At 68.0% G+C, this 25,408-nt stretch carries 24 protein-coding genes; 10 read left to right on the top strand and 14 right to left on the bottom strand.

Annotated elements, in window-relative coordinates:
* Positions 1-15 precede the first annotated feature (15 nt).
* The 3 genes from A6W98_RS15365 to pepN form a co-directional block, all read right to left on the bottom strand.
* Entirely contained in the window at positions 16-498 is a 483-nt protein-coding gene (locus tag A6W98_RS15365; RefSeq protein WP_042462884.1) for a hypothetical protein, read from the bottom strand.
* Entirely contained in the window at positions 498-1,373 is an 876-nt protein-coding gene (locus A6W98_RS15360; protein WP_143540902.1) for a lysophospholipid acyltransferase family protein, read from the bottom strand. The genes A6W98_RS15365 and A6W98_RS15360 overlap by 1 nt, the downstream gene beginning before the upstream one ends.
* A 93-nt stretch (positions 1,374-1,466) precedes the next feature.
* Complete coding sequence (gene pepN, locus A6W98_RS15355; protein WP_042462881.1) at positions 1,467-4,034, bottom strand: aminopeptidase N; 2,568 nt, start codon at positions 4,032-4,034, stop codon at positions 1,467-1,469.
* A gap of 97 nt (positions 4,035-4,131) precedes the next feature.
* On the opposite strand from pepN, the gene A6W98_RS15350 reads away from it, so the two are divergent.
* The 3 genes from A6W98_RS15350 to A6W98_RS15340 all read left to right on the top strand — a co-directional run bounded on the left by A6W98_RS15350 (position 4,132) and on the right by A6W98_RS15340 (position 6,911).
* Entirely contained in the window at positions 4,132-5,361 is a 1,230-nt protein-coding gene (locus tag A6W98_RS15350; RefSeq protein WP_052678089.1) for an FAD-binding domain-containing protein, read from the top strand.
* Positions 5,362-5,581: 220 nt separating this feature from the next.
* Positions 5,582-6,358, top strand: a complete 777-nt coding sequence (locus tag A6W98_RS15345) for a gamma-glutamyl-gamma-aminobutyrate hydrolase family protein (RefSeq protein ID WP_042462878.1) — start codon at positions 5,582-5,584, stop codon at positions 6,356-6,358.
* Between the two features lie 124 nt (positions 6,359-6,482).
* Complete coding sequence (locus A6W98_RS15340) at positions 6,483-6,911, top strand: c-type cytochrome (RefSeq protein ID WP_042462877.1); 429 nt, start codon at positions 6,483-6,485, stop codon at positions 6,909-6,911.
* A 7-nt stretch (positions 6,912-6,918) separates the two neighbouring features.
* Here A6W98_RS15340 and A6W98_RS15335 read toward each other — a convergent pair whose 3' ends face one another.
* Both A6W98_RS15335 and kynU read right to left on the bottom strand, forming a co-directional pair.
* On the bottom strand, positions 6,919-7,446 hold the full coding sequence (locus A6W98_RS15335; RefSeq protein WP_155734827.1) for a GNAT family N-acetyltransferase: 528 nt from the start codon (positions 7,444-7,446) through the stop codon (positions 6,919-6,921).
* Positions 7,404-8,597 carry a kynureninase gene (gene kynU, locus A6W98_RS15330; protein ID WP_042462873.1) on the bottom strand — a complete coding sequence of 398 codons (1,194 nt, stop codon included), beginning with the start codon at positions 8,595-8,597 and terminating at the stop codon, positions 7,404-7,406. The genes A6W98_RS15335 and kynU overlap by 43 nt, the downstream gene beginning before the upstream one ends.
* Before the next feature lie 127 nt (positions 8,598-8,724).
* Here kynU and A6W98_RS15325 point away from each other — a divergent pair, with 127 nt between their 5' ends.
* The 7 genes from A6W98_RS15325 (at position 8,725) to A6W98_RS15295 (ending at position 16,944) form a co-directional block, all read left to right on the top strand.
* The gene (locus A6W98_RS15325) at positions 8,725-9,180 is read left to right on the top strand and encodes a methyltransferase family protein (RefSeq protein WP_042462870.1); all 456 of its coding nucleotides are present in this window, start codon (positions 8,725-8,727) and stop codon (positions 9,178-9,180) included.
* Between the two features lie 118 nt (positions 9,181-9,298).
* The gene (locus A6W98_RS15320) at positions 9,299-10,873 is read left to right on the top strand and encodes a Re/Si-specific NAD(P)(+) transhydrogenase subunit alpha (RefSeq protein ID WP_042462868.1); all 1,575 of its coding nucleotides are present in this window, start codon (positions 9,299-9,301) and stop codon (positions 10,871-10,873) included.
* A gap of 13 nt (positions 10,874-10,886) precedes the next feature.
* The gene (locus A6W98_RS15315) at positions 10,887-12,332 is read left to right on the top strand and encodes an NAD(P)(+) transhydrogenase (Re/Si-specific) subunit beta (RefSeq protein WP_042462865.1); all 1,446 of its coding nucleotides are present in this window, start codon (positions 10,887-10,889) and stop codon (positions 12,330-12,332) included.
* A gap of 287 nt (positions 12,333-12,619) precedes the next feature.
* On the top strand, positions 12,620-13,903 hold the full coding sequence (locus tag A6W98_RS15310) for a DUF3422 family protein (protein ID WP_042462863.1): 1,284 nt from the start codon (positions 12,620-12,622) through the stop codon (positions 13,901-13,903).
* A gap of 335 nt (positions 13,904-14,238) precedes the next feature.
* Positions 14,239-15,405, top strand: coding sequence for an acetylornithine deacetylase (gene argE / locus A6W98_RS15305; RefSeq protein WP_042462861.1), 1,167 nt, complete (start codon positions 14,239-14,241; stop codon positions 15,403-15,405).
* Between the two features lie 6 nt (positions 15,406-15,411).
* Positions 15,412-16,578, top strand: coding sequence for a M20 aminoacylase family protein (locus A6W98_RS15300; protein ID WP_042462859.1), 1,167 nt, complete (start codon positions 15,412-15,414; stop codon positions 16,576-16,578).
* A gap of 96 nt (positions 16,579-16,674) precedes the next feature.
* Positions 16,675-16,944 carry a hypothetical protein gene (locus A6W98_RS15295; protein WP_042462856.1) on the top strand — a complete coding sequence of 90 codons (270 nt, stop codon included), beginning with the start codon at positions 16,675-16,677 and terminating at the stop codon, positions 16,942-16,944.
* On the opposite strand, the gene A6W98_RS15290 is transcribed toward A6W98_RS15295, so the two are convergent.
* The 9 genes from A6W98_RS15290 to gap form a co-directional block, all read right to left on the bottom strand.
* Complete coding sequence (locus tag A6W98_RS15290) at positions 16,941-17,552, bottom strand: hypothetical protein (protein WP_042462853.1); 612 nt, start codon at positions 17,550-17,552, stop codon at positions 16,941-16,943. The two genes, A6W98_RS15295 and A6W98_RS15290, sit on opposite strands and share 4 nt — an antisense overlap.
* Before the next feature lie 107 nt (positions 17,553-17,659).
* Entirely contained in the window at positions 17,660-18,361 is a 702-nt protein-coding gene (locus A6W98_RS15285) for an HAD-IA family hydrolase (protein WP_042462850.1), read from the bottom strand.
* Positions 18,358-19,020, bottom strand: coding sequence for a phosphoglycolate phosphatase (gph, locus tag A6W98_RS15280; RefSeq protein ID WP_143540134.1), 663 nt, complete (start codon positions 19,018-19,020; stop codon positions 18,358-18,360). Before gph ends, A6W98_RS15285 begins: the two co-directional genes overlap by 4 nt.
* On the bottom strand, positions 19,017-19,574 hold the full coding sequence (locus A6W98_RS15275) for a thioredoxin family protein (protein WP_042462846.1): 558 nt from the start codon (positions 19,572-19,574) through the stop codon (positions 19,017-19,019). Before A6W98_RS15275 ends, gph begins: the two co-directional genes overlap by 4 nt.
* 273 nt (positions 19,575-19,847) lie before the next feature.
* Complete coding sequence (gene rpe / locus A6W98_RS15270) at positions 19,848-20,543, bottom strand: ribulose-phosphate 3-epimerase (protein ID WP_042462844.1); 696 nt, start codon at positions 20,541-20,543, stop codon at positions 19,848-19,850.
* A 71-nt stretch (positions 20,544-20,614) separates the two neighbouring features.
* A complete protein-coding gene (locus tag A6W98_RS15265) occupies positions 20,615-22,003 on the bottom strand; it encodes a ribulose-bisphosphate carboxylase (protein WP_042462841.1) in 1,389 nt (462 codons plus the stop codon).
* Between the two features lie 110 nt (positions 22,004-22,113).
* Positions 22,114-23,178 carry a class II fructose-bisphosphate aldolase gene (fba, locus tag A6W98_RS15260; protein ID WP_042462839.1) on the bottom strand — a complete coding sequence of 355 codons (1,065 nt, stop codon included), beginning with the start codon at positions 23,176-23,178 and terminating at the stop codon, positions 22,114-22,116.
* A 13-nt stretch (positions 23,179-23,191) separates the two neighbouring features.
* The gene (locus A6W98_RS15255; RefSeq protein ID WP_042462837.1) at positions 23,192-24,400 is read right to left on the bottom strand and encodes a phosphoglycerate kinase; all 1,209 of its coding nucleotides are present in this window, start codon (positions 24,398-24,400) and stop codon (positions 23,192-23,194) included.
* On the bottom strand, positions 24,400-25,401 hold the full coding sequence (gene gap / locus A6W98_RS15250; RefSeq protein WP_042462834.1) for a type I glyceraldehyde-3-phosphate dehydrogenase: 1,002 nt from the start codon (positions 25,399-25,401) through the stop codon (positions 24,400-24,402). Before gap ends, A6W98_RS15255 begins: the two co-directional genes overlap by 1 nt.
* Positions 25,402-25,408 lie beyond the last annotated feature (7 nt).

The following is a 25,408-nucleotide window of genomic DNA, read 5'->3' as shown; positions in this document are numbered from 1 at the left end:
GGCGTCCGGGGCTTGCTAACTGCCTTGCCGGCCGGATGCGCCGCCGTTTCTGTGCCGACGAAGGTAGTCCTCGACGAAGCTGCGGGTGATGCGCTGATTGCCGGGGTCGCGCTCGAAACCCGGGATGTCGGAGGGGACCTGTCCCGACAGGCTGGCATCGCTCTGGGCGGCCAGCCAGCGCCGGAACCCGGCAGCATCCGCGAAGGACAGGTATGCCGGCGCGCAGGGCCAGCCGTCGAGCGAGCGCGACAGGAAGAACCGCCCCGCCGCCCGGTCGTGAAACAGCCCGTGCCCGGTATAGTCGCGATGCGTCCGCACGATGGCGGCCTCGCCCCAGACCGCAGAGGTGGCTTCCAGGAACGCGACCGCCCGGCGGGCGAGATCCTCGCCGAAGGGGGTATCGTCGGGCAGGGGGGCTCCCCGGGCCCCGGGAGCCTGCGGCGCGGCCCCCTTCGCCCGGGCGCCGCCATGCAGGACCCGCAGAAGGCGCCGCGGCATCAGCCCAGGGCTGTCGACTTGATCCAGCTCGGCTTGCGCGAATTCTGCAGCAGGCTCACCCGCGGCGCATAGCGGCCGCCCAGCGCCAGGGTCGCGGCGCGCAGCATCTCGATCCCTTCCTCCGAACGCACCGGCAGAGCCCCCGGCGGGATCGGGCGGCCGACCGTCATCCGGTAGGGCTGGCGGTTCTTGTTCAGGGTCTCGTGGAACAGCGTGATGTCGCGCAGCGTCGGATGAAGCAGGTCGAACAGGTAGAACAGCACCGAGTTCCGCGACCGGATATTGACCGGGATCACCGGCAGATCGAACTTGCGCGCGATCATCGCCGCCGAGGCCATCCAAGGCCGTTCATGCAGCGACAGCCCGCGCCGCTTGGCCAGCCGTCCGGCGGGGAAGATCACCGCCAGCCGTCCCTTCTCGATGGCGGCGCGGGTATAGGCCATGGTCTCGCGGGTCTTGGCATGGCTGCGCTTCTCCTCGCGCCACTCGACCGGGGCGATGATCTCTTCCATCTGCGGCAGCACCCTGAGGATGTCCCGGTTGGCGTAGAAGAAGAGATCGGGCCGCCGCTGACGTAGGAGGCTCCAGAGCATCACCCCGTCGGCGATGCCGGTCGGGTGGTTCGCCACGATCATCGCGGGGCCCGTGGCCGGGATGTTCTCGATCCCGGTCCCGCGCACGTCCCGGGCCAGAAGCCGCGCCATCTCGTCCATGATCACGGGAGAGGGATGATCCTGCAGCACCTCGCCCAGCGCCACGGTCCGGTCATATCCCAGCAGACCGTTCAGCACGCGCCGGGACGGTACGCTCCAGGGATGGTCGGCGAAAAGCCAGGGCGCGCGTTCCTCGATGAGCGGATCGATTCGTTCTTTCATGCGCCTTGTCACCACACCCCAACAACATTTCCGTGACACCAGAGCCGATTCGACCGGCCCCGGTCAAAGCCTATCGCATTCCCTCGCATCGGCTCAGTCGGCGCTCTGCCCGGCCGCCAGCAGACGCCCGATCATTTCGCCCATGTCCGGGCTCAAACCCTCGCGGGCGGCAATCCGTTCCATCGCCGCCTTCGATTTTGCCCGGCGCCCGGCATCGTAGCGCGCCCAGGTCTCGAAGGCGGTCGACATCCGCGCCGCGGTCTGCGGGTTCACGCCATCGAGCCGGATCAGCCAGTCGGCCAGCAGATCGTAGCCCGCGCCCGAGGGGTCGTGGAAGCCCGCCGCATTGGCGGTCAGCCCGCCGATCACCGCCCGGAAGCGGTTGGGGTTCTTCCAGGTGAAATCGGGATGCTCGGTCAGCGCGCGGGTCACCGCGACCGCGCGCTCGGGCGCAGCAAGGCTCGCCTGCAACCCGAACCACTTGTCCATCACCAGACGGTCATCGCCCCAGCGCCGGGCAAAGCGGTCGAGCGCCTCTTCCGCGCCGCCGGTTTCCACCAGCACGCTCAGCGCGCCGATCTCGTCGGTCATGTTGTCGGCCGCCGCGAAATGCGCCCGTGCCTGCGCGCCGCCATCGAGCCGCGCGATGTAGCCAAGCGCCACCAGCCTCAGCGCGCGCCGCCCGGCATCGGCAGCCCCCGGGCTGTAGGGGCCGGGGCAGGTCATCTGCCTGTAGAGCCCGGGCCAGAGCGGTTCGAGATGGCGGGCGATGGCGCTCCGGGCGGTTTCGCGCGCGGCATGGATCGCCAGCGGGTCGGGCACGGTGCCGCGCCCGGCCAGCGCCTCGGCCAGTTCGTCCTCGCCCGGCAGGCGCAGCGCCAGCGCCCGGAAGGCCGGGTCGAGCGCCTCGTCGCGCGCGACAGATGCCAGCGCCTCGAGCCAGGCCGGCGCGGGGGCCGCGCCCTCTGTCACCATCTCGATCAGGATCTCGCGGGCGAGCGACCGCCCGGCTTCCCATTTGTTGAACGGATCGGTGTCATGGGCCAGCAGGAAGGCCCGTTCCTCGGACGAGCTGTCACGCTCGAGGATCACCGGCGCCGAGAAGCCGCGCAAGAGCGAGGGCACGGGTTTTGCCCCGAGCCCCTCGAACACGGCCTCCTGCCGCGCCTCGGTCAGCTCGATCACCGTCGTCGGCAGCACCTCGTCGCCATTGGGCGACAACAGCCCCAGCGCCAGCGGAATGACCTGCGGCGCCTTCTCTACCTGCCCCGGTGTGGGGGGTGTTTCCTGTTCCAGATGAAGGGTGTAGGTGCCGTTCTTGAAGTCTTCCGTGACCTTCACCCGGGGCGTGCCGGCCTGCGAATACCAGCGCTTGAACCCGGTCAGGTCGCGGCCCGTGGCATCCTCGAAGACCTGCAGCCAGTCCTCGATGGTGCAGGCCTGCCCGTCATGGCGGCTGAAATAGAGATCGAGCGCCTTCCTGTACCCCTCGGGACCGACCAGGCGGCGCAGCATGCCGATCAGCTCGGCGCCCTTCTCATAGACGGTCGCGGTGTAGAAATTGTTGATCTCGGTATAGCTTTCGGGGCGCACCGGATGCGCCAGCGGGCCGTTATCCTCGCGGAACTGGCGCGCGCGCAGCGTCATCACATCCTCGATCCGCTTGACTGCGGCGGACCGCATGTCGGCCGAGAATTGCGAGTCGCGGAAGACCGTCAGCCCCTCTTTCAGCGACAGCTGGAACCAGTCGCGGCAGGTGATCCGGTCGCCGGTCCAGTTGTGGAAATATTCATGCGCGATGATCCGCTCGATATTCTCGTAATCGCGGTCGGTCGCGGTCTCGGGGCTGGCCAGAACATAGCGCGAGTTGAAGATGTTCAGCCCCTTGTTCTCCATCGCGCCCATGTTGAAATCGTCGACCGCGACGATGTTGAACACGTCGAGGTCATAGGCCCGGCCATAGACCTCTTCGTCCCAGCGCATCGAGCGGATCAGGCTGTCGAGCGCGTAATCGGCCTTGCCCTGATCGGCGGGGCGGACCCAGATGTTGAGATCGACCTCGCGACCTTCCGAGGTGGTGTAGCGTTCCGATGTCGCGACCAGCTCGCCCGCGACCAGCGCGAAAAGATAGCTCGGTTTCGGCCAGGGATCGTCCCATTCGGCAAAGCCCGTGCCCCGGGCCACCGGATTGCCGTTCGACAAGAGGACCGGCAGGTCGCTTTCGATGCGGACCCGGAACGGCGCCATCACATCGGGGCGGTCCGGGTAGAACGTGATCTTCCTGAAACCTTCCGCCTCGCATTGCGTGCAATACATGCCGTTCGACATGTAAAGCCCTTCAAGCGCTGTGTTTTCTTTCGGTGCGATCTCGACTTCGCAGTCCCAGAGGAACGGCGCGTCGGGCACCTCGCAGCTCAGCCCCGTGGGAGTGATCTCGGGGGTGACGGGGTGGCCGTCGATCGCCGCCGAGATCAGCGCCAGCTCCTCGCCATGCAGGAAGAACCGGCGGTCGGTCGCGGCCGGATTGGGGCGGAAGGCGATCCTCGCGCGCACCCGGGTCTCTGTCGGGGCCAGGCGGAAGGTCAGCTCGACCCGGTCCACCAGGAAACCGAAGGGGGTGTAGTCTTTCAGGAAAACGGGTTGCGGCGTGGCGTCTGTCATCTGTCTCTCCACTGGGCACCTCCCTGACCTATACCCCTGAGGCCCAAGCGCAAGATGCCCTTGGCGGGAGTAGCGATGTTCGATTTATGTTCCTGCCATGGGCGTGACGATTCTCAGCTTCGGGCGCGATCTGCGGGTGGAAGACCATCCGGCGCTGTCCCGCGCGGGCCAGGAGGCGGGCGCGGAAGGCGGTGCGGTCCTGCCGGTTTTCATCGTCGATCCGGCGGTCTGGTCGGCGCCCGAGGCCTCTGCGCGGCAATGGCGGGTGGTGGCCGAGGGGCTGGCCTCGCTTTCGGCCGCGCTCGCGGCGCGGGGCGCGGCGCTGCAGGTCGAGATCGGGCCACCGGCCGAGGTGCTGGACCGGCTTGCCGCGCGCTGGCCCGTCGCGCGCGGGCTGGCGTTGGGCGCCCAGCCGCCAGCCGAGGACTGGGCGCGGCGGCGCGGCCTGCCCTGGAGGCCCGTGGCCGCGCCCCGGCGCCCGGCTCCGCCGCTCGGCGAGCTGACCACGCCGCCCGGACTGGAGCCGGGACCGATCCCTGAAGCGCGCGATCTGGGGCTCGGCTTCGATCCCTGCCCGGGCCGGCCGCGCGGTGGCCGGTCCGAGGCCGAGCGGGCCCTGGCCGCGGCACTGGCGGGCGCCGATCCCGATGCCGCGCTGTCGGCGCATCTGGCCTGGGGCGCGCTGTCGGCGGGTGAGGCGGCGCGGGCGGCCCGCCTTGCGCCCGAAGAGCCGGGCGCGCGCCGCCTCGCTTCCTGGCTGGCCCGGCGCGCCCGGTTTCAGCGGGTCCCGGCCGCCGATCCCGAGCCTGTGGCCGCGCCCCCGAACCCTGCGGCCGATGCGCGACTGGCGGCCTGGGCGCGTGGCGAGACCGGGCTGCCCGCGGTCGATGCCGCGATGCGCGCGCTGATCCATGACGGCATGCTCGATGCCGGGCGGCGCGGGCTTCTGGCCGCGGTCGGCTGCGGTCAACTCGGGCTCGATCCGGGCGCCTGCTGTCGGGTCCTGGCGCGGCTCTCGGCCGATCACGATCCGCGCCTGCACGGGGCTCAGTTCCGCGCGGCGGCGGCGCGGCGCGTCGATCCGCTGCGCTGGGCGCGCGCGGCCGATCCCGAGGGGGTATTCCTGCGCAGATGGCTGCCCGAGCTGGCTGATCTGCCGCCCGACGCGCTGCATGCGCCCTGGACCTGCCCGGCAGCGGCGCGGCGATTGGGGCGCCGCTATCCGCATCCGCTGGTCGCGCCCGGTCGCTGCCGGCCGACGGGCTCTCGGTCCGCAAGCCCGGCCGCGCGGCGGCAGGATTCGCGGCAACTGGCCTTCGATCTGTGAGATTGGCGGGCGCACAGGGGCTGTGCGGCTCCCGGCCGGAGCGGGGAAGCCCGGGCGCGTCATGCCCCGGAAAACGGGCGGAGGGGCCGCAAAACCTGCGTTTGCCGCCTGTTCGCTCCCGTCACGCGCCCAGACATCGCGCGTGCGGCGCCGGGGCGCGGCCCTTCACCCTTTGGCAAAAGCGCTATATCGTCGCGCGGAACAGGCAAACGAGGATCCCATGGCGCGCCCCAGGGTCGGCATCATCGGCAACAGCTTTCTGATCAACGACGAATACCCCGCCCATGCCGGTGGCACGATGAATTCCGAGGCGGTGGCCGAGGTGGCGGGGGCGCTGCCGCTTCTGATCCCGGCCGATCCGCGCTTTGTCAGCGTGCCCGAGCTGGTCGAGTGTTTCGATGGCTTCCTGTTCACCGGCGGGCGGCCCAACGTCCATCCCGAGGAATATGGCGAGGCCGAGACCGAGGCGCATGGCGCCTTCGACCGGGCGCGCGACGCCATCGCCTTGCCGCTGATCCGGGCGCTGGTCGAACGCGGTCAGCCCTTCTTCGCGATCTGCCGCGGCTTTCAGGAGGTCAATGTCGCGATGGGCGGCACGCTTCATCCCGAAATCCGCGACCTGCCGGGGCGCATCAACCATCGGATGCCGCCCGACGGGACGCTCGACGAGAAATTCGCCCTGCGCCACATGGTGACGCTGACCGAAGGCGGCCTGTTCCATCGCATTCTCGGCGCGACCGAGGTGATGACCAACACCCTGCACGGGCAGGGCATCAAGCGGCCGGGGCCCAGGATCGTGATCGAGGGGGTGGCGCCCGACGGCACGCCCGAGGCGATCCATGTTGCCGACGCGCCGGGCTTTGCGCTGGCGGTGCAGTGGCATCCCGAATACCGCGCCGCACGCGACCCGGTCTCGCGGCCGCTGTTCGAGGCCTTCGGCAAGGCCGTCGCCGACTGGGCGCGGGGCGACCGCCCGGCGGTGCTGAAGACGGCCTGAAGCGGGTTCCGGGCCGGTTCTCCGACGGTTTGAAGCGCCTGCGCACGCGCTCGTGACTTGAGCTTCCAGTTGCCGGAGCCTCTAGGCGTCTCGCCGCAAGACCGAAAACGGCGGAGACGAGACGATGAAACGACCCTTTCTGATCGGCGTGGCGGGCGGGGCCGCGGTTGCGGTCGGCCTTGGCGGCTGGCTCTGGCTGCAGCGCCCCGGGGCGGATGTCGAGGCTGGCGGGCCGCGCGCTCTGGTGCAGGTCGAGATGCCCCGGCTGAGCCCGCAGGCCGAGGCCGGGCAGGCGGTGTTTTCGGACAATTGCGCCCAGTGTCACGGCACCCGGGCCGATGGGCGCGAGGGGCTCGGCCCGCCGCTGATCCACCCGATCTACGAACCGGACCACCATGGCGATTACGCCTTCCTGCGGGCGGCGCGGCAGGGGGTAAGGGCCCATCACTGGGGCTTCGGCGACATGGCGCCGGTGCCGGGTGTCAGCACCGCCGACATTGCCTCCGTGGTCCGTTTCGTGCGCGAGGTGCAGCGGGCCAACGGTATCCGTTGATCGCTGGTTAAAGCTCTATTTCCATGCGGAAATTCGTCAGTGCCACGCCATGGCGGATGACGCTTTGCCGGGCGGTCTCGCGCCAGCCATGGCGCGCGAAGAAGGGGCGGGCGACAAGGCTGGCCTCGGTCGAGAGATGGTTGAGGCCCGAACGGCGCGCCTCGCGCAGGATCGCCTGCAACAACGCCCGGCCGATGCCGCGCCCGGTCCAGTCGGGCGAGACATAGGCGAAGTCGAGATAGCCGTCCTTGCCCAGCGTCATGAAACCGGCCGGCAGGCCGCGGATTTCGGCGATGACGGTGTGGCGGCTCAGCAGCTTGTCTTCCCAGTCTGGCGGGGCCTCGGGCGAGGGCGACCAGGCATCGCGCTCTGCGGGCGAATAGCTGAGGGCTGCGCCGCGATGGACCGCGTCGTGAAACAGCGCCCGGGTCGGACCGCCATCGCCCGGCCGCGCCCGGCGCAGCCGCATCCGGACCCGCGGCGCGGCGGGGCTCAGGTCACGGCGGCGCGGGCGCGGTAGGTCGGGTCGTCCCACAGCCGGTTCTCCATCACGTCCTGAAGGATCAGCGCCGCGCGCCGGATCTCGTCCTCGCCGATATAAAGCGGCGCGATGCCGAACCGCATGATGTCGGGCGCGCGGAAATCGCCCACCACGCCGCGCGCGATCAGCGCCTGGACCGCGGCATAGCTTTCCTCGAAGCGGAACGAGACCTGGCTGCCGCGCTGCAGGGGATCGCGCGGCGAGGCCAGCGCAAGCTGCGGGCAGCGGCTCTCGACCTCGGCGATGAAAAGCTCGGAAAGCTCGATCGAGCGGGCGCGGATATCGGTCATCGACACCCCGTCCCAGACCCCGAGCGCGGCCTCGAGCGCGGCCATCTGCAGGACCGGCGGCGTGCCGACGCGCATCCGGTCGATGCCCTCGCCCGGGCGATAGCCCTGCTCGAAGGCGAAGGGCGCGGCATGGCCGAGCCAGCCCGACAGCGCGGGCAGCGCCATGTCGGAATGGCGCGGCGCGACATAGATGAAGGCCGGCGCGCCCGGCCCGGCATTGAGGTATTTATAGGTGCAGCCGGCCGCGAAATCGGCGCCGCTGCCCGCCAGATCGATCGGAAGCGCGCCCGCCGAATGGGCCAGGTCCCAGACCGTCAGCGCCCCCGCAGCCTGCGCGCGCGCCGAGATCGCCGCCATGTCATGCAGGCGCCCTGTGCGATAATCGACCTCGGTCAGCATCACCACGGCGATATCCTCGTCGATGGCGGCCTCGACCTCCTCGGGGGCGACGATGCGCAGCTCGTGGTCCTGGCCGAGGCTCTTGATCAGCCCCTGGGCCATGTAGAGATCGGTCGGGAAATTGCCCGAGTCGCTCAGCACGACGCGGCGCTCGGGCCGCATCGCCAGCGCCGCGGCAAGCGCCTGGTAGACCTTGATCGACAGCGTGTCGCCGATCACGACCGTTCCCGGCTCGGCGCCGATCAGCCGACCGACATGGCGGCCAAGCACGCGGGGCATGGCCATCCAGCCGGCCTTGTTCCAGCCGCCGATCAGCATCTCGCCCCATTCCTCGCGCACCGCCTGCGCCGCCCGTGCCTCGGCCGCGACGGGCATCGGCCCGAGCGAATTGCCGTCGAGATAGATCACCCCCTCGGGAATGTGGAACTGGGCGCGCGTTGCCGCGAAATCGGTCATTTATGGGTCCCCCTGGGCAAAGGATTGGCGCGAAAGCGCCCCCGGCGCAAGGGGCGGGACGATTCAGCCCCTTGATCGCGGCCCTCGGGACTCTCTAAACGGGGGCGGTATGCGTGACGGAGATCCGATGGCCCGGTTGCTGCACTACCTGGACCTGCCGCCGGTCTGGTTGGCCCTGTTCGCGGGGCTTGCCTGGGCGCAGTCGCTGGCGTTGCCGTTCGCCTTTCTGGGCCGGGCGGGCGATGTCGCGGGCGGGCTGGCGCTGGCCTTCGGGCTGGGGCTGTCGGTCTGGGCGGCGCTCGGGGTGGTTCTGGCCCGCACCTCGCTGATTCCGCGGCAACGTCCCGATCGGCTGGTGGTGACGGGGCCGTATCGCTTTTCCCGCAATCCGATCTATCTTGCCGACGCGGTCATCCTGCTGGGGCTGATCCTGATCTGGGACGCGTTGCCGAGCCTGATCCTGGTGCCGCTTTTCCCGAAACTGATCGAATGGCGCTTCATCCGCCGGGAAGAGGCGCTGATCCACGAGGCCTTCGGGCCGGAATATGACGCCTATTGCCGACAGGTCGGGCGCTGGATCTGAACCCGCGGAAACTCCGGGACAAGGGATGCGCCGATCCTGAAACTTGTGAAACATTGTTGCGCAATGCTATGAGACAGCGGCCTTAAGCGGCCCAACGCCTGAAAGAGGGGACAAGAACGTGAAAATCGGGGCACCGAAAGAGATTCTGGAGGGCGAGGCCCGCGTGGCCATGACCCCCGACTCTGCGGTCCAGCTTCGGAAGCTGGGCTATGACTGTCTGATCGAAACCGGGGCGGGAGTGGCCGCGGGGTTTGCCGATGCCGCCTATGAGGAGGCCGGCGTCAAGGTGGTTCGCTCGGCCGAGGCGCTGTGGCAGGGCGCCGACATCGTCATCAAGGTGCGCGAGCCCGCCGCCGAGGAAGTGGCGCGGCTGCGCAAGGGCCAGACGCTGATCAGCTTCTTCTGGCCGGCCCAGAACGAGGCGCTGCTCGAGCAGTGCAAGGCCAAGGGCGCCAATGTGATCGCGATGGACATGGTGCCGCGGATCAGCCGCGCCCAGAAGATGGATGCGCTGTCCTCGATGGCCAATATCGCGGGTTACCGCGCGGTGATCGAGGCGGGCTCGAATTTCGGCCGCTTCTTCACCGGGCAGGTGACGGCGGCGGGCAAGGTGCCGCCGGCCAAGGTGCTGGTGGTCGGCGCCGGTGTGGCCGGTCTGGCCGCGATCGGCACCGCGACCTCGCTGGGCGCCATGGTCTACGCCTTCGACGTGCGCCCCGAAGTGGCCGAGCAGATCTCGTCGATGGGGGCGGAATTCGTCTATCTCGACTTCGAGGAGGACGCGGCCGACGGTTCGGAAACGGGCGGCTATGCCAAGCCCTCCTCGCCGGAATTCCGCGAAAAGCAGCTTGCGAAATTCCGCGAGCTCGCGCCCGACATGGACATCGTCATCACCACCGCGCTGATCCCCGGCCGTCCCGCGCCCAAGCTCTGGCTCGAGGACATGGTCGCGGCGATGAAGCCCGGCTCGGTCATCGTCGATCTGGCCGCCGAGAAGGGCGGCAACTGCGACCTGACCCGGCCCGGCGAGAAGATCGTCAGCGACAATGGCGTGACGGTGGTGGGCTATACCGATTTCGCCAGCCGGATGGCGACGCAATCCTCGACGCTTTACGCCACCAACATCCGTCACATGATGACCGATCTGACCCCCGACAAGGACGGCCAGGTCGTGCATAACATGGAAGATGACGTGATCCGGGGCGCGACCGTCACCCATGAGGGCGAGATCACCTTCCCGCCGCCGCCGCCCAAGGTGAAGGCGATCGCGGCCGCCCCCAAGAAGGACAAGCCCAAGGAGCTGACCCCCGAAGAGAAGAAGGCCCAGGAGGCCGCCGCCTTCCGCAAGCAGACGATCACCCAGATCGGCATGCTGGGCGTTGGCGCGCTTCTGATGCTTCTGGTCGGGGCCTTCGCGCCGGCAAGCTTCATGAGCCATTTCATCGTCTTCGCGCTGAGCTGCTTCGTCGGCTTCCAGGTGATCTGGAATGTCAGCCACTCGCTGCACACGCCGCTGATGGCGGTGACCAACGCGATCTCGGGCATCATCATTCTCGGCGCGCTTCTGCAGATCGGGTCGGGCAACTGGCTGGTGGTGATCCTCGCCACGATCTCGGTCCTGATCGCGACGATCAACATAGTGGGTGGCTTCCTGGTGACACGCCGGATGCTGGCCATGTTCCAGAAATCTTAAGGGGGCAGGGGATATGTCCATCGGTATCGTTTCCGCGGCCTATATCGCCGCCGCCGTTCTCTTCATCCTCGCGCTCGGCGGGCTGTCGAACCAGGAAAAGGCCAAGCGCGCCGTCTGGTACGGCATCGTCGGCATGGGGCTTGCCGTGCTGGGCACCGTGTTCGGCCCGGGCATCGGCCATTACTGGCTGCTCGTGCCGGCCGTCGCGATCGGCGGCTATGCGGGCTACGAGGTCGCGCGCCGGGTCGAGATGACCGAAATGCCGCAGCTGGTGGCGGCGCTGCACAGCTTCGTCGGCCTCGCTGCGGTCTTCATCGGGCTCAATGCCCAGCTCGAGCTGAACCATGTGATGGCGCTGAAGGCGGCAGATGACGGCGCCGCGGTCGAGGCGCTGCGGGGCTTTGCCTCGGTGCTGGCGCACAAGACTCCGGTCGAGATCTCGATCCTGAAAGTCGAGGTCTTCCTCGGCATCTTCATCGGGGCGGTGACCTTCACCGGCTCGGTCGTGGCCTTCGCCAAGCTCGCGGGCCGGATCGACGGCAAGCCGCACAAGCTTCCGGGCGGTCATATGCTGAACCTCGCGGCGCTCCTGCTGTCGATCGCGCTGGGCTATCTCTACTTCACCGGCGCGGGCATCTGGACCATGGTCCTGATGGCGATCCTCGCGGGCTTCATCGGCTGGCATCTGATCATGGGCATCGGCGGCGCCGACATGCCGGTCGTGGTCTCGATGCTGAACAGCTATTCGGGCTGGGCCGCGGCCGCCATCGGCTTCACGCTGGGCAATGACCTGCTGATCGTGACCGGGGCGCTGGTCGGCTCGTCGGGGGCGATCCTCAGCTACATCATGTGCCGCGCGATGAACCGGCATTTCGTCAGCGTGATCCTGGGCGGCTTCGGCGGCACCGGCGGCCCCGCGGCCGAGGTCGAGGGCGAGATGGTCGCGATCGACGCCGATGGCGTGGCCGCGGCGCTCGAGGATGCCGACAGCGTCATCATCGTGCCGGGCTACGGCATGGCGGTGGCCCAGGCCCAGAACTCGGTCTCGGTGCTGACCGAGCATCTCAGGAAGCAGGGCAAGACCGTGCGCTTCGCCATCCACCCGGTGGCGGGCCGTCTTCCGGGGCACATGAACGTGCTCCTGGCAGAAGCCAAGGTGCCCTATGACATCGTCATGGAGATGGACGAGATCAACGAGGACTTCCCTCAGACCGACGTCGCCATCGTCATCGGCTCGAACGACATCGTGAACCCGGCGGCGCAGGACGATCCGAACTCGCCCATCGCCGGCATGCCGGTTCTCGAGGTCTGGAAGGCCAAGCAGGTGATCGTGTCGAAACGCGGACAGGGCACCGGCTATTCGGGGATCGAGAACCCGCTCTTCTACAAGGAGAACACGCGGATGTTCTATGGCGATGCGAAGCAGAGCCTCGACAAGCTGCTGACGCTGATCCGCTGATCCGCTCCAGGATCGAAACCCCGAGACGCCCCGCCCCACCGGCGGGGCGTCTTGTCTTTGGCGGGTGGAAAAAGGCGCGCCTGCGGCGCTCGCTTTCAGGGGCGGCCCTTGCGGGCCGCGACTTTTGGGGTATTTGGACCAAGAAGAAAACGGCGCTTGTCTTCTTCTTGGCGAAAATACCCGCGGCCCGCAGGGGCCGCGCGCCTTTGGGCGCGCCCTGACGCGTTTACAAATCGCCCGGCTTGGCTAGAGGTGGTGTAATTCGCGCGAACAGAAGGCCAGCCTCCATGCCGATCCAGGACCATCCGCTGCGCTATGCGCTGACCAACGAGTTGCACACGCGACCTTTCCCCTCGCTGCAGGCGCCCTGCCATGCCGCCTTTCTTGCGATCAAGCCGCCGCTCGACGCCGCGATCCGCGACCGCGATGCCGACCGCGCCCATGTGATCGACCTGCTCGACCGGTTCGGGGCACAGCATCCCAAGCCCGGAGATACCCATTTCTTCGGCCAGATGGGGCGGCACAAGCTGAAATGGGAAAGCCATACCGAATTCTCCACCTATACCATCTTCACCCCCGGCGTGGCCGACCGCCCCTTCGATCCGACCGCCTTCGAGGTGTTTCCCGACGACTGGCTCGAAACCGCGCCGGGCGCGCGGCTGACCTCGGCCCTGATCCGGATCGAGCAGATCAGCGACGGGCGGGCGGAGATCTGCGACCGCTTCGGCGAATGGTTCGCTCCCGACAGCCTGTCGGCCGCGGCGATCCTCGACGGCGCTGCGGTCATGGCCACCGATTTCCGCATCGACACTGGCGGTCACATGCGGATGGCGATCTTCGTGCAGCCCGAGATCGGTCAGCGCCGGATCGGCCGCATCGTGCAGCGCCTGACCGAGATCGAGACCTACAAGGCGATGTCGATGCTGGGCCTGCCCCGGGCGCGGCAGATCAATGCGCGCCTCGCCGAGCTGGAGCCGCAGCTGAGCGCGCTGGTGGGCGAGATGACCGGCGGCCAGCGCCAGCCCGAAGAGACTCTGCGCAACCTGCTGGCGGTCTCGGCCGAGCTGGAAAGCCTGCTGGCGCAATCCGCCTTCCGGTTTTCTGCCACGACCGCCTATGAGGCCCTGGTGCATCAGCGGGTCGAGGTGCTGCGCGAGGAACGCTTCCAGCACCGCCAGACCTTCCAGGAATTCATGATGCGCCGCTACGACCCCTCGATGCGGACGGTGAAGGCCAGCGAGGCGCAGCTCGATTCGATGACCCGGCGCGCGGTCCGCGCGGCCAACCTCTTGCGGACGCAGGTCGATGTGGAACGCTCGGCCCAGAACCAGAAGCTTCTGGAAAGCATGGACCGGCGCGCCGATCTGCAGCTGCGCCTGCAGCGCACGGTCGAGGGGCTGTCGGTGGTGGCGATCAGCTATTACGCTGTCAGCTTGGTGTCCTACATGATCGCGCCCGGGGCCGAGGCGCTGGCGGTTTCGAAAGCCCTGGCGACGGCGGTGGTGACGCCGGTGGTGGTCCTGGCGGTCTGGCTGATGATCCGGCAGCTGCGCAAGGGCATGGAGCATTGAGCCTCGCGCCCTGACAGACGCGCAGCGCGGACCCGTTCTGCCGATCCCTGCCTGCCGCTGCGGCGGCAGCGTCGGGACAACCCCAAGACGGCGCGAAGCGGCTGGTCTCCGCAGTGCGGGCGACTGCGATAGGCGGCAGGCCGTGCTGCGGGACCGGGGCCGGATCCCCGGCGGCGAGGAAATTCGGTCGCGGGCTTCCTGCGTCCCGGGGCGGCCCCCGGTTTCCGGTCCTTTCGCGCGCGCGGTTCGATCCGCCGTTCCGGCTTTCGGCCTTCGCGCTTGACCTTGTCGGGGGCGGCCCCCAGTCTCGACCAAAGACCCTTCCGGAGATCCCCATGTCCAGCCTGCTCTCGCCCCGGCAAATATTTGAAAAGCTTGTTTCCTTCCCGACCGTCAGCCGCGACGGCAACCTTGCGCTGGTCGATTGGGTCGAGGGCTATCTGACCGAGGCCGGGATCGCCGCCAGCCGGGTCTGGAACCCGGCGCGGTCCAAGGCGGGGCTTTATGCCCATGCCGGCCCGCAGGTCGCGGGCGGCGTGATGCTGTCGGGCCATAGCGATGTTGTGCCGGTCGACGGCCAGGACTGGAGCTCGGACCCCTGGGAACTGACCGAGCGGGGCGGGCGGCTTTACGGCCGCGGCGCCTGCGACATGAAGGGCTTCGACGCGCTGGCGATCTGGGCCATGGTCGAGGCGCAGCGCGCGGAGGTGGCGCGACCGCTGCAGCTGGCGCTGACCTATGACGAGGAATTCGGCTGCCTTGGCGCGCCGCCGCTGATCGCGCAGATGGCGCGCGAGGGCTTTCCGAAGGCCGCGGCGGTCGTCGTGGGCGAGCCCTCGATGATGCAGGTGGTGACCGGCCACAAGGGCAATATCGGCTTCGGGATCCGGCTGAGGGGCCATGAGGTGCATTCCTCGCTGCAGCATCGGGGCGTCTCGGCGGTGATGGAGGCGGGGCGGCTGATCCAGTGGGCCAACGAGGCCAATGACCGCAATCGCGCCCGCGCCCCCGCAGGCGATGACGGGCTGTTCGATCCGCCCTGGACCAGCGTGCATGTCGGCGAGATCGCGGGCGGCACCGCGCAGAACATCACCGCTGCCGATTGCCGGATGGGGCTCGATTATCGCTGCGTGCCCTCGGACAGCCTCGAGGCCTGCCGCGCGGCTCTGCTGGCCGAGGTGGCGCGGATCGAGGCGGGCATGAAGGCCGTCCATCCCGGGGCGGGCATCGCGGTCGAGGAAACCTTCTCGGTGCCCGCGCTCGCCCCCGAACAGGACGGTGCGGCCGAGGCGCTGGCGCGGCGGCTGACCGGCGACAACGCCACCCATGTGGTCAGCTACGCGACCGAGGCCGGGCAGTTCCAGGAGGGCGGTTTCTCGACCGTGGTCTGCGGTCCCGGCGACATCGCGCAGGCGCATCAGCCCGACGAATACATCACCCTCGAGCAGTTCCGGCAGGGCGAGGCCTTCATGACACGGCTGCTGGCCCATCTGCAGGAGTAGAGGCGCATGCCCGTCAGGAACCGTCTCGCCGAGTTGCAGCCCGAGATCGCCGCCTGGCGCCGTGACATCCACGAGAATCCCGAGCTGATGTACGACCTGCCGCGCACCTCGGCGCTGGTGGCGGAAAAGCTCCGGGACTTCGGCTGCGACGAGGTGGTCGAGGGCATCGGGCGCTCGGGTGTCGTCGGCGTGATCCGGGGCCGCTCGGACGGGCAGGGGCGGGCGATCGGGCTGCGCGCCGACATGGACGCGCTGCCGATCCACGAGGCGACGGGGCTGCCCTATGCCTCGAAGACGCCCGGCAGGATGCATGCCTGCGGCCATGACGGCCATACCGCGATGTTGCTGGGGGCCGCCAGATACCTGGCCGAGACCCGCAATTTCGAGGGCCGCGCCGTGGTGATCTTCCAGCCCGCCGAAGAGGGCGGGGCGGGCGGTCTGGCGATGTGCGAGGACGGGGTGATGGAGCGTTTCGGCATTGCCGAGGTCTATGGCCTGCACAACATGCCCGGCATCCCGGTCGGCACCTTCGCGATCCGGCCGGGGCCGATCATGGCCGCGACCGACGAATTCGACATCACCGTCACCGGCAGGGGCGGCCATGCCGCCAAGCCGCATGACTGCATCGACAGCACGCTGGCGGCCTCGCATATCGTCGTCGCGCTGCAATCCATCGCCGCGCGCAATGCCGACCCGCTGAAACAGATCGTGGTCTCGGTCTGCAGCTTCCGCACCGAATCCGAGGCCTATAACGTGATCCCGCAGACCGTCCGGCTGAAAGGCACGGTCCGGACGCTGGAGCAGGGGATGCGCGATCTGGGCGAGGTACGCGTTCTGGCGGTGGCCGAGGCGACGGCCGCGGCCTATGGCGCGACGGCCGAGCTGTGCTACAGGCGGGGCTATCCGGTGACGGCCAACGCGCCCGATCAGACCGATTTCGCGGCCGCGATGGCCGAGAAGGTCTCGGGCCGGGTCGACAGGGCCACCGCGCCGCTGATGGGGGGCGAGGATTTCAGCTACATGCTGCTCGAACGCCCCGGCGCCTATATCTTCCTCGGCAATGGCGACACCGCCTCGGTGCATCACCCGGCCTATGATTTCGACGACGCGGCCATTCCCTTCGGCGCGTCCTGGTTCGTCGAACTGGTCGAGACCCGCCTGGCCGCGGGCTGAGAGGGGGCGGACCTTCCCCTGCGCTGTCTGGGCCTATGGCGCGCTTTCGGGGCAGGGGATACCCTGCCGGAAAAGAGGCGCCAGCGAGGGGACCCCATGACCGGAGTGAATGACGAGCGGTTTCCGAAAAGCCTGATCCAGGCCGACCGGATCGTGACCGATACCAAATGGAATACCGCCGAGAACGGCTCGACCCCGTTTTCCGATTTCTTCGGGGTTGCGATGCTGTCGAAGGGGGCGGTCACGGCGGCGCTGACGACACGGCGGGCGACCCCCTTCTCGGGCGCGCTGCACCTGCCGCTGGTGTTCCGCCGTCGCTCGAAGACGCGGCTCTGGACCGGCGGCAGGCTGCTGTCCTGGGGCTAGACGGAAGGCCCGGCGTCGCGACGTTTTCTACCTGCAGCTCTGAGCTGCGGAAGGCAGATGCCTTCGATCCGCGCGACTTGCGCGGCGATGGTGGCGTCCATCGTGCCGCGGTCTTCAGATGGGACGCCCGGAGTGAGTTTCTTCCATTTCGCTTGGCGCTCGTCGGGGGACAATTCGGCCCGCCACCCGACGTCCGCGAACACGATATCGAACTGTTTCATCAGCTCTCCGATGGCTTGTTCGAGGTCGGCGTCGAACAGCGCTTTTGCGGTCGGCAGGCAGTCGGCCAATGACCGACGGGCAAGAGACGCGGTTTCGCGGAGCGTCTCGTAATAGCTGTGAGCCTTGGCGGCCTCTGACGTCAGGGCCTCTGCACCGTCCTGCAAGCCCCTCTGAGCAGATCCGGGCGCGAAGAGGTTCGCCGCCGCATGACGCAGATCGCCCAGGCTTCGCCTGGCGTCATAGGTTGCGATCAATATCCGCTCGGCCTGATCGATCCGGCGCTCAGAGATCTTCTGTTCACGCCAGCTTTCGAACGTTCCGGAGCCGAGGCGCGCGGCCCAAATGACCGCGAAGGCCCCGACAATTGTGCCGATACCCGAGAGCACACTGCCCAGAGCGGATCAGTCCGCATGTGTCCAGCCCATATTGTCCTGCCTGCTTTCCGTTCTGGATCCGGGAATGAGCGTACCGATCAGACGCCGGTCGGTACAGGCTAGCAGCTCAGGAGCATCGCCTTCAGGATCAAGGGCCAGTTGTGCTGTTCCAGCGTCGGGGCGCAATATGCGGCGCCGGTGAAGTCGTCCTCCGCAGTATAGGTGCTGGGGGTGATGACGACGCCAAGCCCGGCGGCCCGCGCCGATTGCAGCCCGATATGGGAATCCTCGAAGGCCAGGCAGTCGCGTGCGGGCAGCCCCAGCCGGTCAAGCGCCAGCCGGTAGATCCCGGGATCGGGCTTCTTCCTCGCGACCTCGTCGCCCGCGGCGATGACATCGAAGACCCGGTCCGCAGGCTTGCCCCAGCAGGCCCGCAACAGCGCCTCGACATTGGGCCGCGAGGAGGTGGTGGCCATGGCGATCGCCATCTCGGCCTCGCGCGCATGCAGGATCAGGTCCTCGACCCCGGGGCGCAGGCCGACCGCGCCCTCGGCGATCATCCGGCCATAGGTCTCGGTCTTCTCGGCATGAAGCCGCAGGAGATCGGCCTCGGGCAGCCGCGCCGCCTCGGGCAGCCCGGCCTGAAAGGCGCGCAGCCGCTCCTTGCCGCCGCCGGTCTTGAGAAGAACGGCATAGTCCTCGCGCGACCAGTGCCAGTCGAGCCCGCGGGCGGCGAAGCTTGCGTTGAACGCCGCCCGGTGGGTTTCCTCGGTCTCGGCCAGCGTGCCGTCGAGATCGAAGATCAGGGCCCTGATGGTCATCTCAGCTCGTCGGCGAGCCGCGCCACGATGGCGACCAGCACGTCGTAATCGGAAAACCGCGCATCCTGCGGGATGTCGTCGACATCCTCGGCGCGGTGATAGCCCTCGGTGAACAGCGCAAAACGCATGCCGGTGGCCTGCGCCGTGGCCGCGTCGATCTCGCTGTCGCCGACGAAGACGGCCTGTTTCGCGCCCAGCTGCTCGCAGACCGCATGCAGCGGTTTCGGGTCGGGTTTCCTGGCCTCGACCGTATCGCCGCCGACCACCGCCGAGAAGAAGCCGTCGATGCCGAAGGTCTTGAGGATGGCGCGCGAGGGCGCTTCGGGCTTGTTGGTGCAGACGCCCATCGCCCAGCCCTCGTCGCGGAACTGTTCCAGCGCGTCCTCGACGCCGGGATACAGCGTCGTCAGCGTTGCCGGGTCGGCCTCGTAATGACCGAGGAAGGCCTCGACCATGGCGTCGCGCTGGCCGGGTTCAAGCCCGCGGGCCTTGATCACCCGTTCCATCAGCACCGGCACCCCGTCGCCGATGAAGGCGCGGATGGTGTCGAGGTCGAGCGCCTCGCGGTCAAGCCCGGCCAGCGTCCGGTTCACGGCGGCATGGATGTCCGGGGCGCTGTCGATCAGCGTTCCGTCGAGGTCGAAGATGATGGCCTTCACGCGGCGTCCTTCCATTTGATCGAACAGCCCATCGACGGGATCTGCTCTTGCGGTCCGTGGCCGGTATGGGCCACCTGCAGCATTGCCTCGTACAGGTCGCGCCGCAGGTCCGCGGGCCCGGCCTCCTTGCGCGAGGCATCGAGGCGGCCGCGATACTGCAATTCCAGCAGGCTGTTGAAGCCGAAGAAATCCGGGGTGCAGATGGCGTTATAGGCACGCGCGACCGATTGGTCCTCGTCATGGAGATAGGGGAAGGGAAGGTCAAGTTCCGCCGCCACCTTCTTCATGCCCTCGAAGCTGTCCTCGGGATAGGCGTCCGCGTCATTAGAGCAGATCGCGCAGATGCCGACCCCCATCGCCTGCAGATCGCGTGCGTCGCGGAGGATGCGGTCGCGCACGGCAAGCACATAGGGGCAATGGTTGCAGATGAACATGATCAGCGTGCCCATCGGCCCGTGCACGTCCGAAAGCGTATGCAGCCTGCCATCGGTGCCGGGCAGGCTGAAATCCGGGGCCTGCCAGCCGAAATCGCAGATCGGGGGAGAGACGGCCATGGGGAACCTCCTTCGGATGGCTTGTCTGTCGGAGCAGAAGTTAACGCGGATCGGGCCGCTTGCCAGCCGCTTTGTCGCATCCCGGCCCGGGCGGTATCGGGCGGAGGGGGCGATCTGCGGCGGCCGGTTCCCGGGCTTTCCGCCGGGGTGGGCCTTCGGCGTGGCCAGCCGCTGACAAGGAAAGACCGGCGCAGCGCCTGCGCCGGTCCCGGACCGTTGCCGCGTGGTTCCGCCGCACCGGTCGGCTCCGTTCGGGCGGCGTTGTCGCGGGCGTCAGGCCGCTTTCTGCGCGCCCTCGGCCGCCTCGCGGATCGCGCGGATGTTCCGGCCGTAGACCTCCGGCGCCTCGACCGAGCCGCCCTTGAAGACGGCCGAGCCCGCGACCAGCACATTCGCACCGGCCTCGACGACAAGCGGCGCGGTCTCGGTGGTGACACCGCCATCGATCTGGATATGGACCGGGCGGTCTCCGATCATCGCGCGGACGCGGCGGATCTTGTCGAGACAGGAGGGGATGAATTTCTGCCCGCCGAAGCCCGGGTTCACGGTCATGATCAGCACCATGTCGCAAAGATCGAGGATATGCTCGACGCTTTCCGCAGGCGTCGCGGGGTTCAGCACCACGCCCGCCTTCACGCCCTGCGCCCGGATCGCCTGCAGGGTGCGGTGGATATGCGGGCCGGCCTCGAAATGGGCGGTGATCATGTCGGCGCCCGCCTCGGCATAGGCCTCGATATAGGCGTCGACCGGCGAGATCATCAGATGCACGTCCATGAAGGTCTTCACATGCGGGCGGAAGGCCTTCACCGCGGGCGGGCCGAAGGTCAGGTTCGGGACGAAATGCCCGTCCATCACGTCGACATGCACCCAGTCGGCGCCCTCTGCCTCGATGGCCCGGATCTCGGCGCCGAAATTCGCGAAATCGGCGGACAGGATCGAGGGCGCGATCTTGATCGAACGGTCGAACATCTTTGGGTTCCTCCCGATAGGGCCGGATTTTCAGGGAAGGCGCGGCCCCGTCACGGGGCCGCACAGGTCGTTCATTCGGCGGCTTCGGTCACGCCCAGCTTCTCGCGCCAGCCGGGGAACAGCTTGTCGGCATCGAAGGGGAAGCTCTCGAAGGCGCGGGCCAGTTCCTTGTGCTCCTTGGCGTAGTCGACGAGGTTGACGCCCGCCTTCCAGGCGTCATGGGCCTGGTGCAGCGAGATCGCGCCCGCGGTGCCGCCGTCGACATGCCCGAAGGCGCCGCCGCCCGAGGTCTGGATCACGTTGGAATGGCCAAGATTGTCGAAGAAGCCCGGCAGCCGCAGCGCGTTCATGCCGCCCGAGATGATCGGGGTCGTGGGTTTCATGCCCAGCCATTCCTGGCGGTAGAAGGGGCCCTCGGCCACATCCTCGGTCAGCATGAAGGCCATGATCTTGTCCGACGGATCGCCCTCCATCTTGCCGAAGCCCATGGTGCCGGTATGGATCCCCGATGCGCCCTGCAGACGCGACATCTTGGACAGCACGAAGGCGGTATAGCCGCGTTGCGATTCCGGCGAGGTGATGGCGCCGTGGCCCGCCCGGTGATAGTGCAGGAACTGGTGCGGGAAGGCGCGGCGCGCGGTGGTGATCGCCGCGGGACCCGCCACGTAGCCGTCGACGAGGAAGGCGACGTGATCGGCATTCTCGCCGAAGGTTTCGAGGATATACTCGCCGCGGGCCAGCATTTCATAGTGGTCGTCGGCGGTGATGTTGGCCGAGAACAGCTTGGCCTCGCCGGTCTTGTCCTGGGCGCGCTTCATGGCGTCCGAGACCAGACGGATCGTCTCCTTCAGCGGCGCGAAGACCTGGTTGCCCTGGGGCTCGTCATTCTTGATGAAATCGCCGCCCAGCCAGAATTCGTAGCAGGCATCGGCGAAGGGCTGCGGTCGCAGGCCGAGTTTCGGCTTGATGATGGTGCCCACCACCATGCCGCCATCGGTGACGCTGCGGCCCAGAACGCGCCACATGTCGGCGATGTTCATCGCGGGCCCGTCGAAGAGCCGCAGATAGGCGGGCGGCACGTAGAAGTCGCGCATCTTGGCATGCGCCACGTCGCCCATACCCTGGTTGTTGCCGATCGTCAGCGTCAGGAACGAGGCCAGCATGGCGCGGCCGTCGATGATGTTGCGGTCGAACAGCTCGACCGGATAGGCGATCTTCGTCACGCCGTTCTCGGGGTCGATCTCGTAGACGAGCGCATCGACGCCCTTGGTGAAATCGTCTGTGGTGTGCACCTCGACATTGGTGCCGGTCGAGCTTTCGGCGGCGAAATGCGCCGCGGTGGCAAGGTAGTCCCCGTCCCCCTTGGGCGTCATCGTATAGGCGCAAAGCACGTGGCGGCCGCCGGCGATGAGAGCTTTCTCATCGAGGTCGAGGCGGGCATATCGGTTCGACTGATCCATTTCCTATGGCCTTTCGGTTCGTCTGGTCCCCGGGTTCCGGTGGTCTTCGTTCTACGTTGCGCGCGTTTCCGGAGCGGGCCCGGCCCTTGCGGGGGCCGGGCGCCAGCGGGTCATTTCGTCTTGGGATCGAGGCTGCCCTCGGCATAGCGTTTCGCCATGTCATCCATCGGGATCGACTTGATCCGCGAGGCATTGCCGGCGGTGCCGAAGCGCTCGAAGCGGTCCTTGCAGAGCTTGGTCATCTCGGCCATCGCGGGTTTGAGGAATTTCCGCGGGTCGAATTCGGCCGGGTTTTCCTTGGCGATGCGGCGGAAGGTGCCGGTCATCGCCATCCGGTTGTCGGTGTCGATATTGACCTTGCGCACGCCCATCTTGATGCCGCGCTCGATCTCCTCGACCGGCACGCCGTAGGTCTGGGGCATCGCGCCGCCATTCTCGTTGATGAGATCCTGCAGGTATTGCGGCACCGAGGAGGAGCCGTGCATGACGAGGTGCGTGTCGGGCAGCTTGGCGTGGATCTTCTCGATCACGCTCATCGCCAGGGTCTCGCCGGTCGGCTTCTGGGTGAACTTGTAGGCGCCATGCGAGGTGCCGCAGGCGATGGCCAGCGCGTCGACCTTGGTCTTCGAGACGAAATCGGCGGCCTGGTCGGGATCGGTCAGAAGCTGGTCGCGCGACAGCTCGCCCTCGGCGCCATGGCCGTCCTCGGCCTCGCCCTTGCCGGTCTCGAGGCTGCCAAGAACGCCCAGCTCGCCCTCGACCGAGGCGCCGACCCAATGCGCCATGTCGGCGACGCGCTTGGTGATGTCGACGTTGTATTCATAGGAGGCCGGGGTCTTGCCGTCGCCTTCCAGCGAGCCGTCCATCATCACCGAGGTGAAGCCGTGCTTGATCGCCCCCAGACAGGTGGCCTCGTTGTTCCCGTGGTCCTGATGCATGCAAAGCGGGATCCCGGGATAGATCTCGGCCAGCGCCTCGATCATCTTGGCCAGCATGATGTCATTGGCATATTGCCGCGCGCCGCGGCTGGCCTGGATGATGACCGGCGCGTCACAGGCCTTGGCGGCCTCCATGATCGACAGCCCCTGTTCCATGTTGTTGATGTTGAAGGCGGGCACGCCGTAGCCGTGCTCGGCCGCATGGTCCAGAAGTTGGCGAAGGGTGATAAGGGCCATCGTTAAATCTCCGTCAGTCTGCGCGTTTTGCGCGTTCCAAAGCTTCGAGGCCGGGGAGCGGGCGTCCTTCCAGCCATTCGAGAAATGCTCCACCGGCGGTGGAGACATAGGTGAAATCATGGGCATGGCCCGAGCGGTTCAGCGCGACCAGCGTATCGCCGCCGCCCGCCACCGAGACGCACAGCCCGGCGCGGGTCTGTTCGGCCACGGTCTCGGCCAGCGCCCGGGTCGCGGCGTCGAAGGGCGGGGTCTCGCAGGTGCCCAGCGGGCCGTTCCAGACGATGGTCCGGGCGCTGCGCAGGATGCCGCGATAAAGCTCGACCGTATCGGGACCCAGATCGTAGACCCGACGGTTCGGGCGGATGCCGCCCAGCGGCACCGGATAGGCATGGCCGCCCGCATGCTGAAGCCCGTCGACGACGAAATCCCTCGGCATCACGATCCGGCAGCCCGCGACCTCGGCCAGCGCGGCGATCTCTAGAAGGTCGTCGGCCAGTTCCGGCTCGCAGAAGGACCGCCCGATGCTGTAGCCGCGGGCGAAGAGAAAGCTGTTGGCCAGTCCGCCGCCCAGCAGGATGGTGCCGACCCGGCGCACCAGGCGCTTCATCAGCCCCAGCCGTTCGGCCATCGACTGCCCGCCCATCAGCGCCACCGAGGGCGAGGGCGGCGCGTCGAGCGCGCGTCCGAGCTGGGCCAGCTCCTCCAGCAGGAGCGGCCCCGCCGCGACCTGCCCGGCCGCGTCGACCGCCGCCGTGGTCGAGGCATGCAGCCGGTGACAGCAGGAAAAGGCGTCATTGACATAGATGTCGCCAAGCCGGGCCAGTTCGGCCCCGAGCCGCGGGTCGTTGCGCTCTTCGCCGCGCTCGAAGCGCAGGTTCTCGCACAGCAGCACTTCGCCCGGGGCCAGATCCTGGCCGAGGCGTTCGGCCATCGGCCCGGCGCAGGTATCGACGAACCGCACCGGTGCCTCCAGCGCGTCGGCCAGCGCACCCTGAACCCGTTCCAGCGTCAGCGCCGGGGTCATTTCGCCGCCAGGACGGCCCAGATGGCTCAGCACCACCAGCCGCGCGCCCCGGGCCAGAAGCGGCTTCATGCCGCTTGCAAAGCGGGTGATGCGGGTGGCGTCGGTGACCCCGGCGGGCCCGAGCGGAACGTTCAGATCCGCCCGGACTGCCAGGCGCCTGCCCGCAACATCCAGCGATGTCAGGGGCAGGCCCGCCATCAGATCAGCGCCCCCATCGCAACGGCGGTATCCGCCATGCGGTTGGAGAAGCCCCACTCGTTGTCATACCAGCTCAGGATCCGGACCATGTTGCCGTCCATCACCTTGGTCTGGTCCATGTGGAAGACCGAGGAATGCTGGTCGTGGTTGAAGTCCGACGAAACCAGTTTCTCGTCGGTATAGCCAAGCACGCCCTTCATCGGGCCGTCGGCCGCCGCCCGGATGGCCGCGTTGACCTCCTCGACGGTGGTGTCGCGCCCGGCCTCGAACACCAGGTCCACGACCGAGACATTCGGGGTCGGCACGCGGATCGCGACGCCGTCGAGCTTGCCGTTCAGTTCCGGCAGCACGAGGCCCACGGCCTTGGCGGCCCCGGTCGAGGTCGGGATCATCGACATCGCCGCCGCGCGGGCGCGATAGAGGTCCTTGTGCATGGTGTCCAGCGTCGGCTGGTCGCCGGTATAGCTGTGGATCGTGGTCATGAAGCCGCGGGTGATGCCGATGGCGTCGTTCAGGGCCTTGGCCACCGGCGACAGGCAGTTGGTGGTGCAGGAGGCATTCGAGACCACCAGATCGTCCTTGGTCAGCACGTCATGGTTGACGCCATAGACGATGGTCTTGTCGGCCCCGGCCCCCGGCGCCGAGATCAGCACCCGCTTGGAGCCGTTCTCCAGATGGATCGCGGCCTTGTCGCGGGCGGTGAAGATGCCGGTGCATTCCAGCGCCACGTCGACATCGCCCCAGGGCAGCTCCTTCGGGTCGCGGATCGCGGTCACCTTGATCGGGCCGCGGCCCACGTCGATGGTATCGCCGTCGACGGTCACGGTGCCCGGGAAGCGGCCGTGAACGCTGTCGTAGCGCATCAGATGGGCATTGGTCTCGACCGGACCCAGATCGTTGATCGCGACCACCTCGATATCGGTGCGGCCCGATTCAACGATGGCCCGCAACACGTTGCGCCCGATCCGGCCAAAGCCGTTGATTGCTACCTTGACTGTCATCTTCCAC

Origin of the sequence: Rhodovulum sulfidophilum DSM 1374, assembly GCF_001633165.1 — a bacterium.
Lineage (GTDB): Bacteria > Pseudomonadota > Alphaproteobacteria > Rhodobacterales > Rhodobacteraceae > Rhodovulum > Rhodovulum sulfidophilum.
Note: the sequence above shows the minus strand (reverse complement) of the source record. Positions and strands in the feature narration are given on the sequence as shown.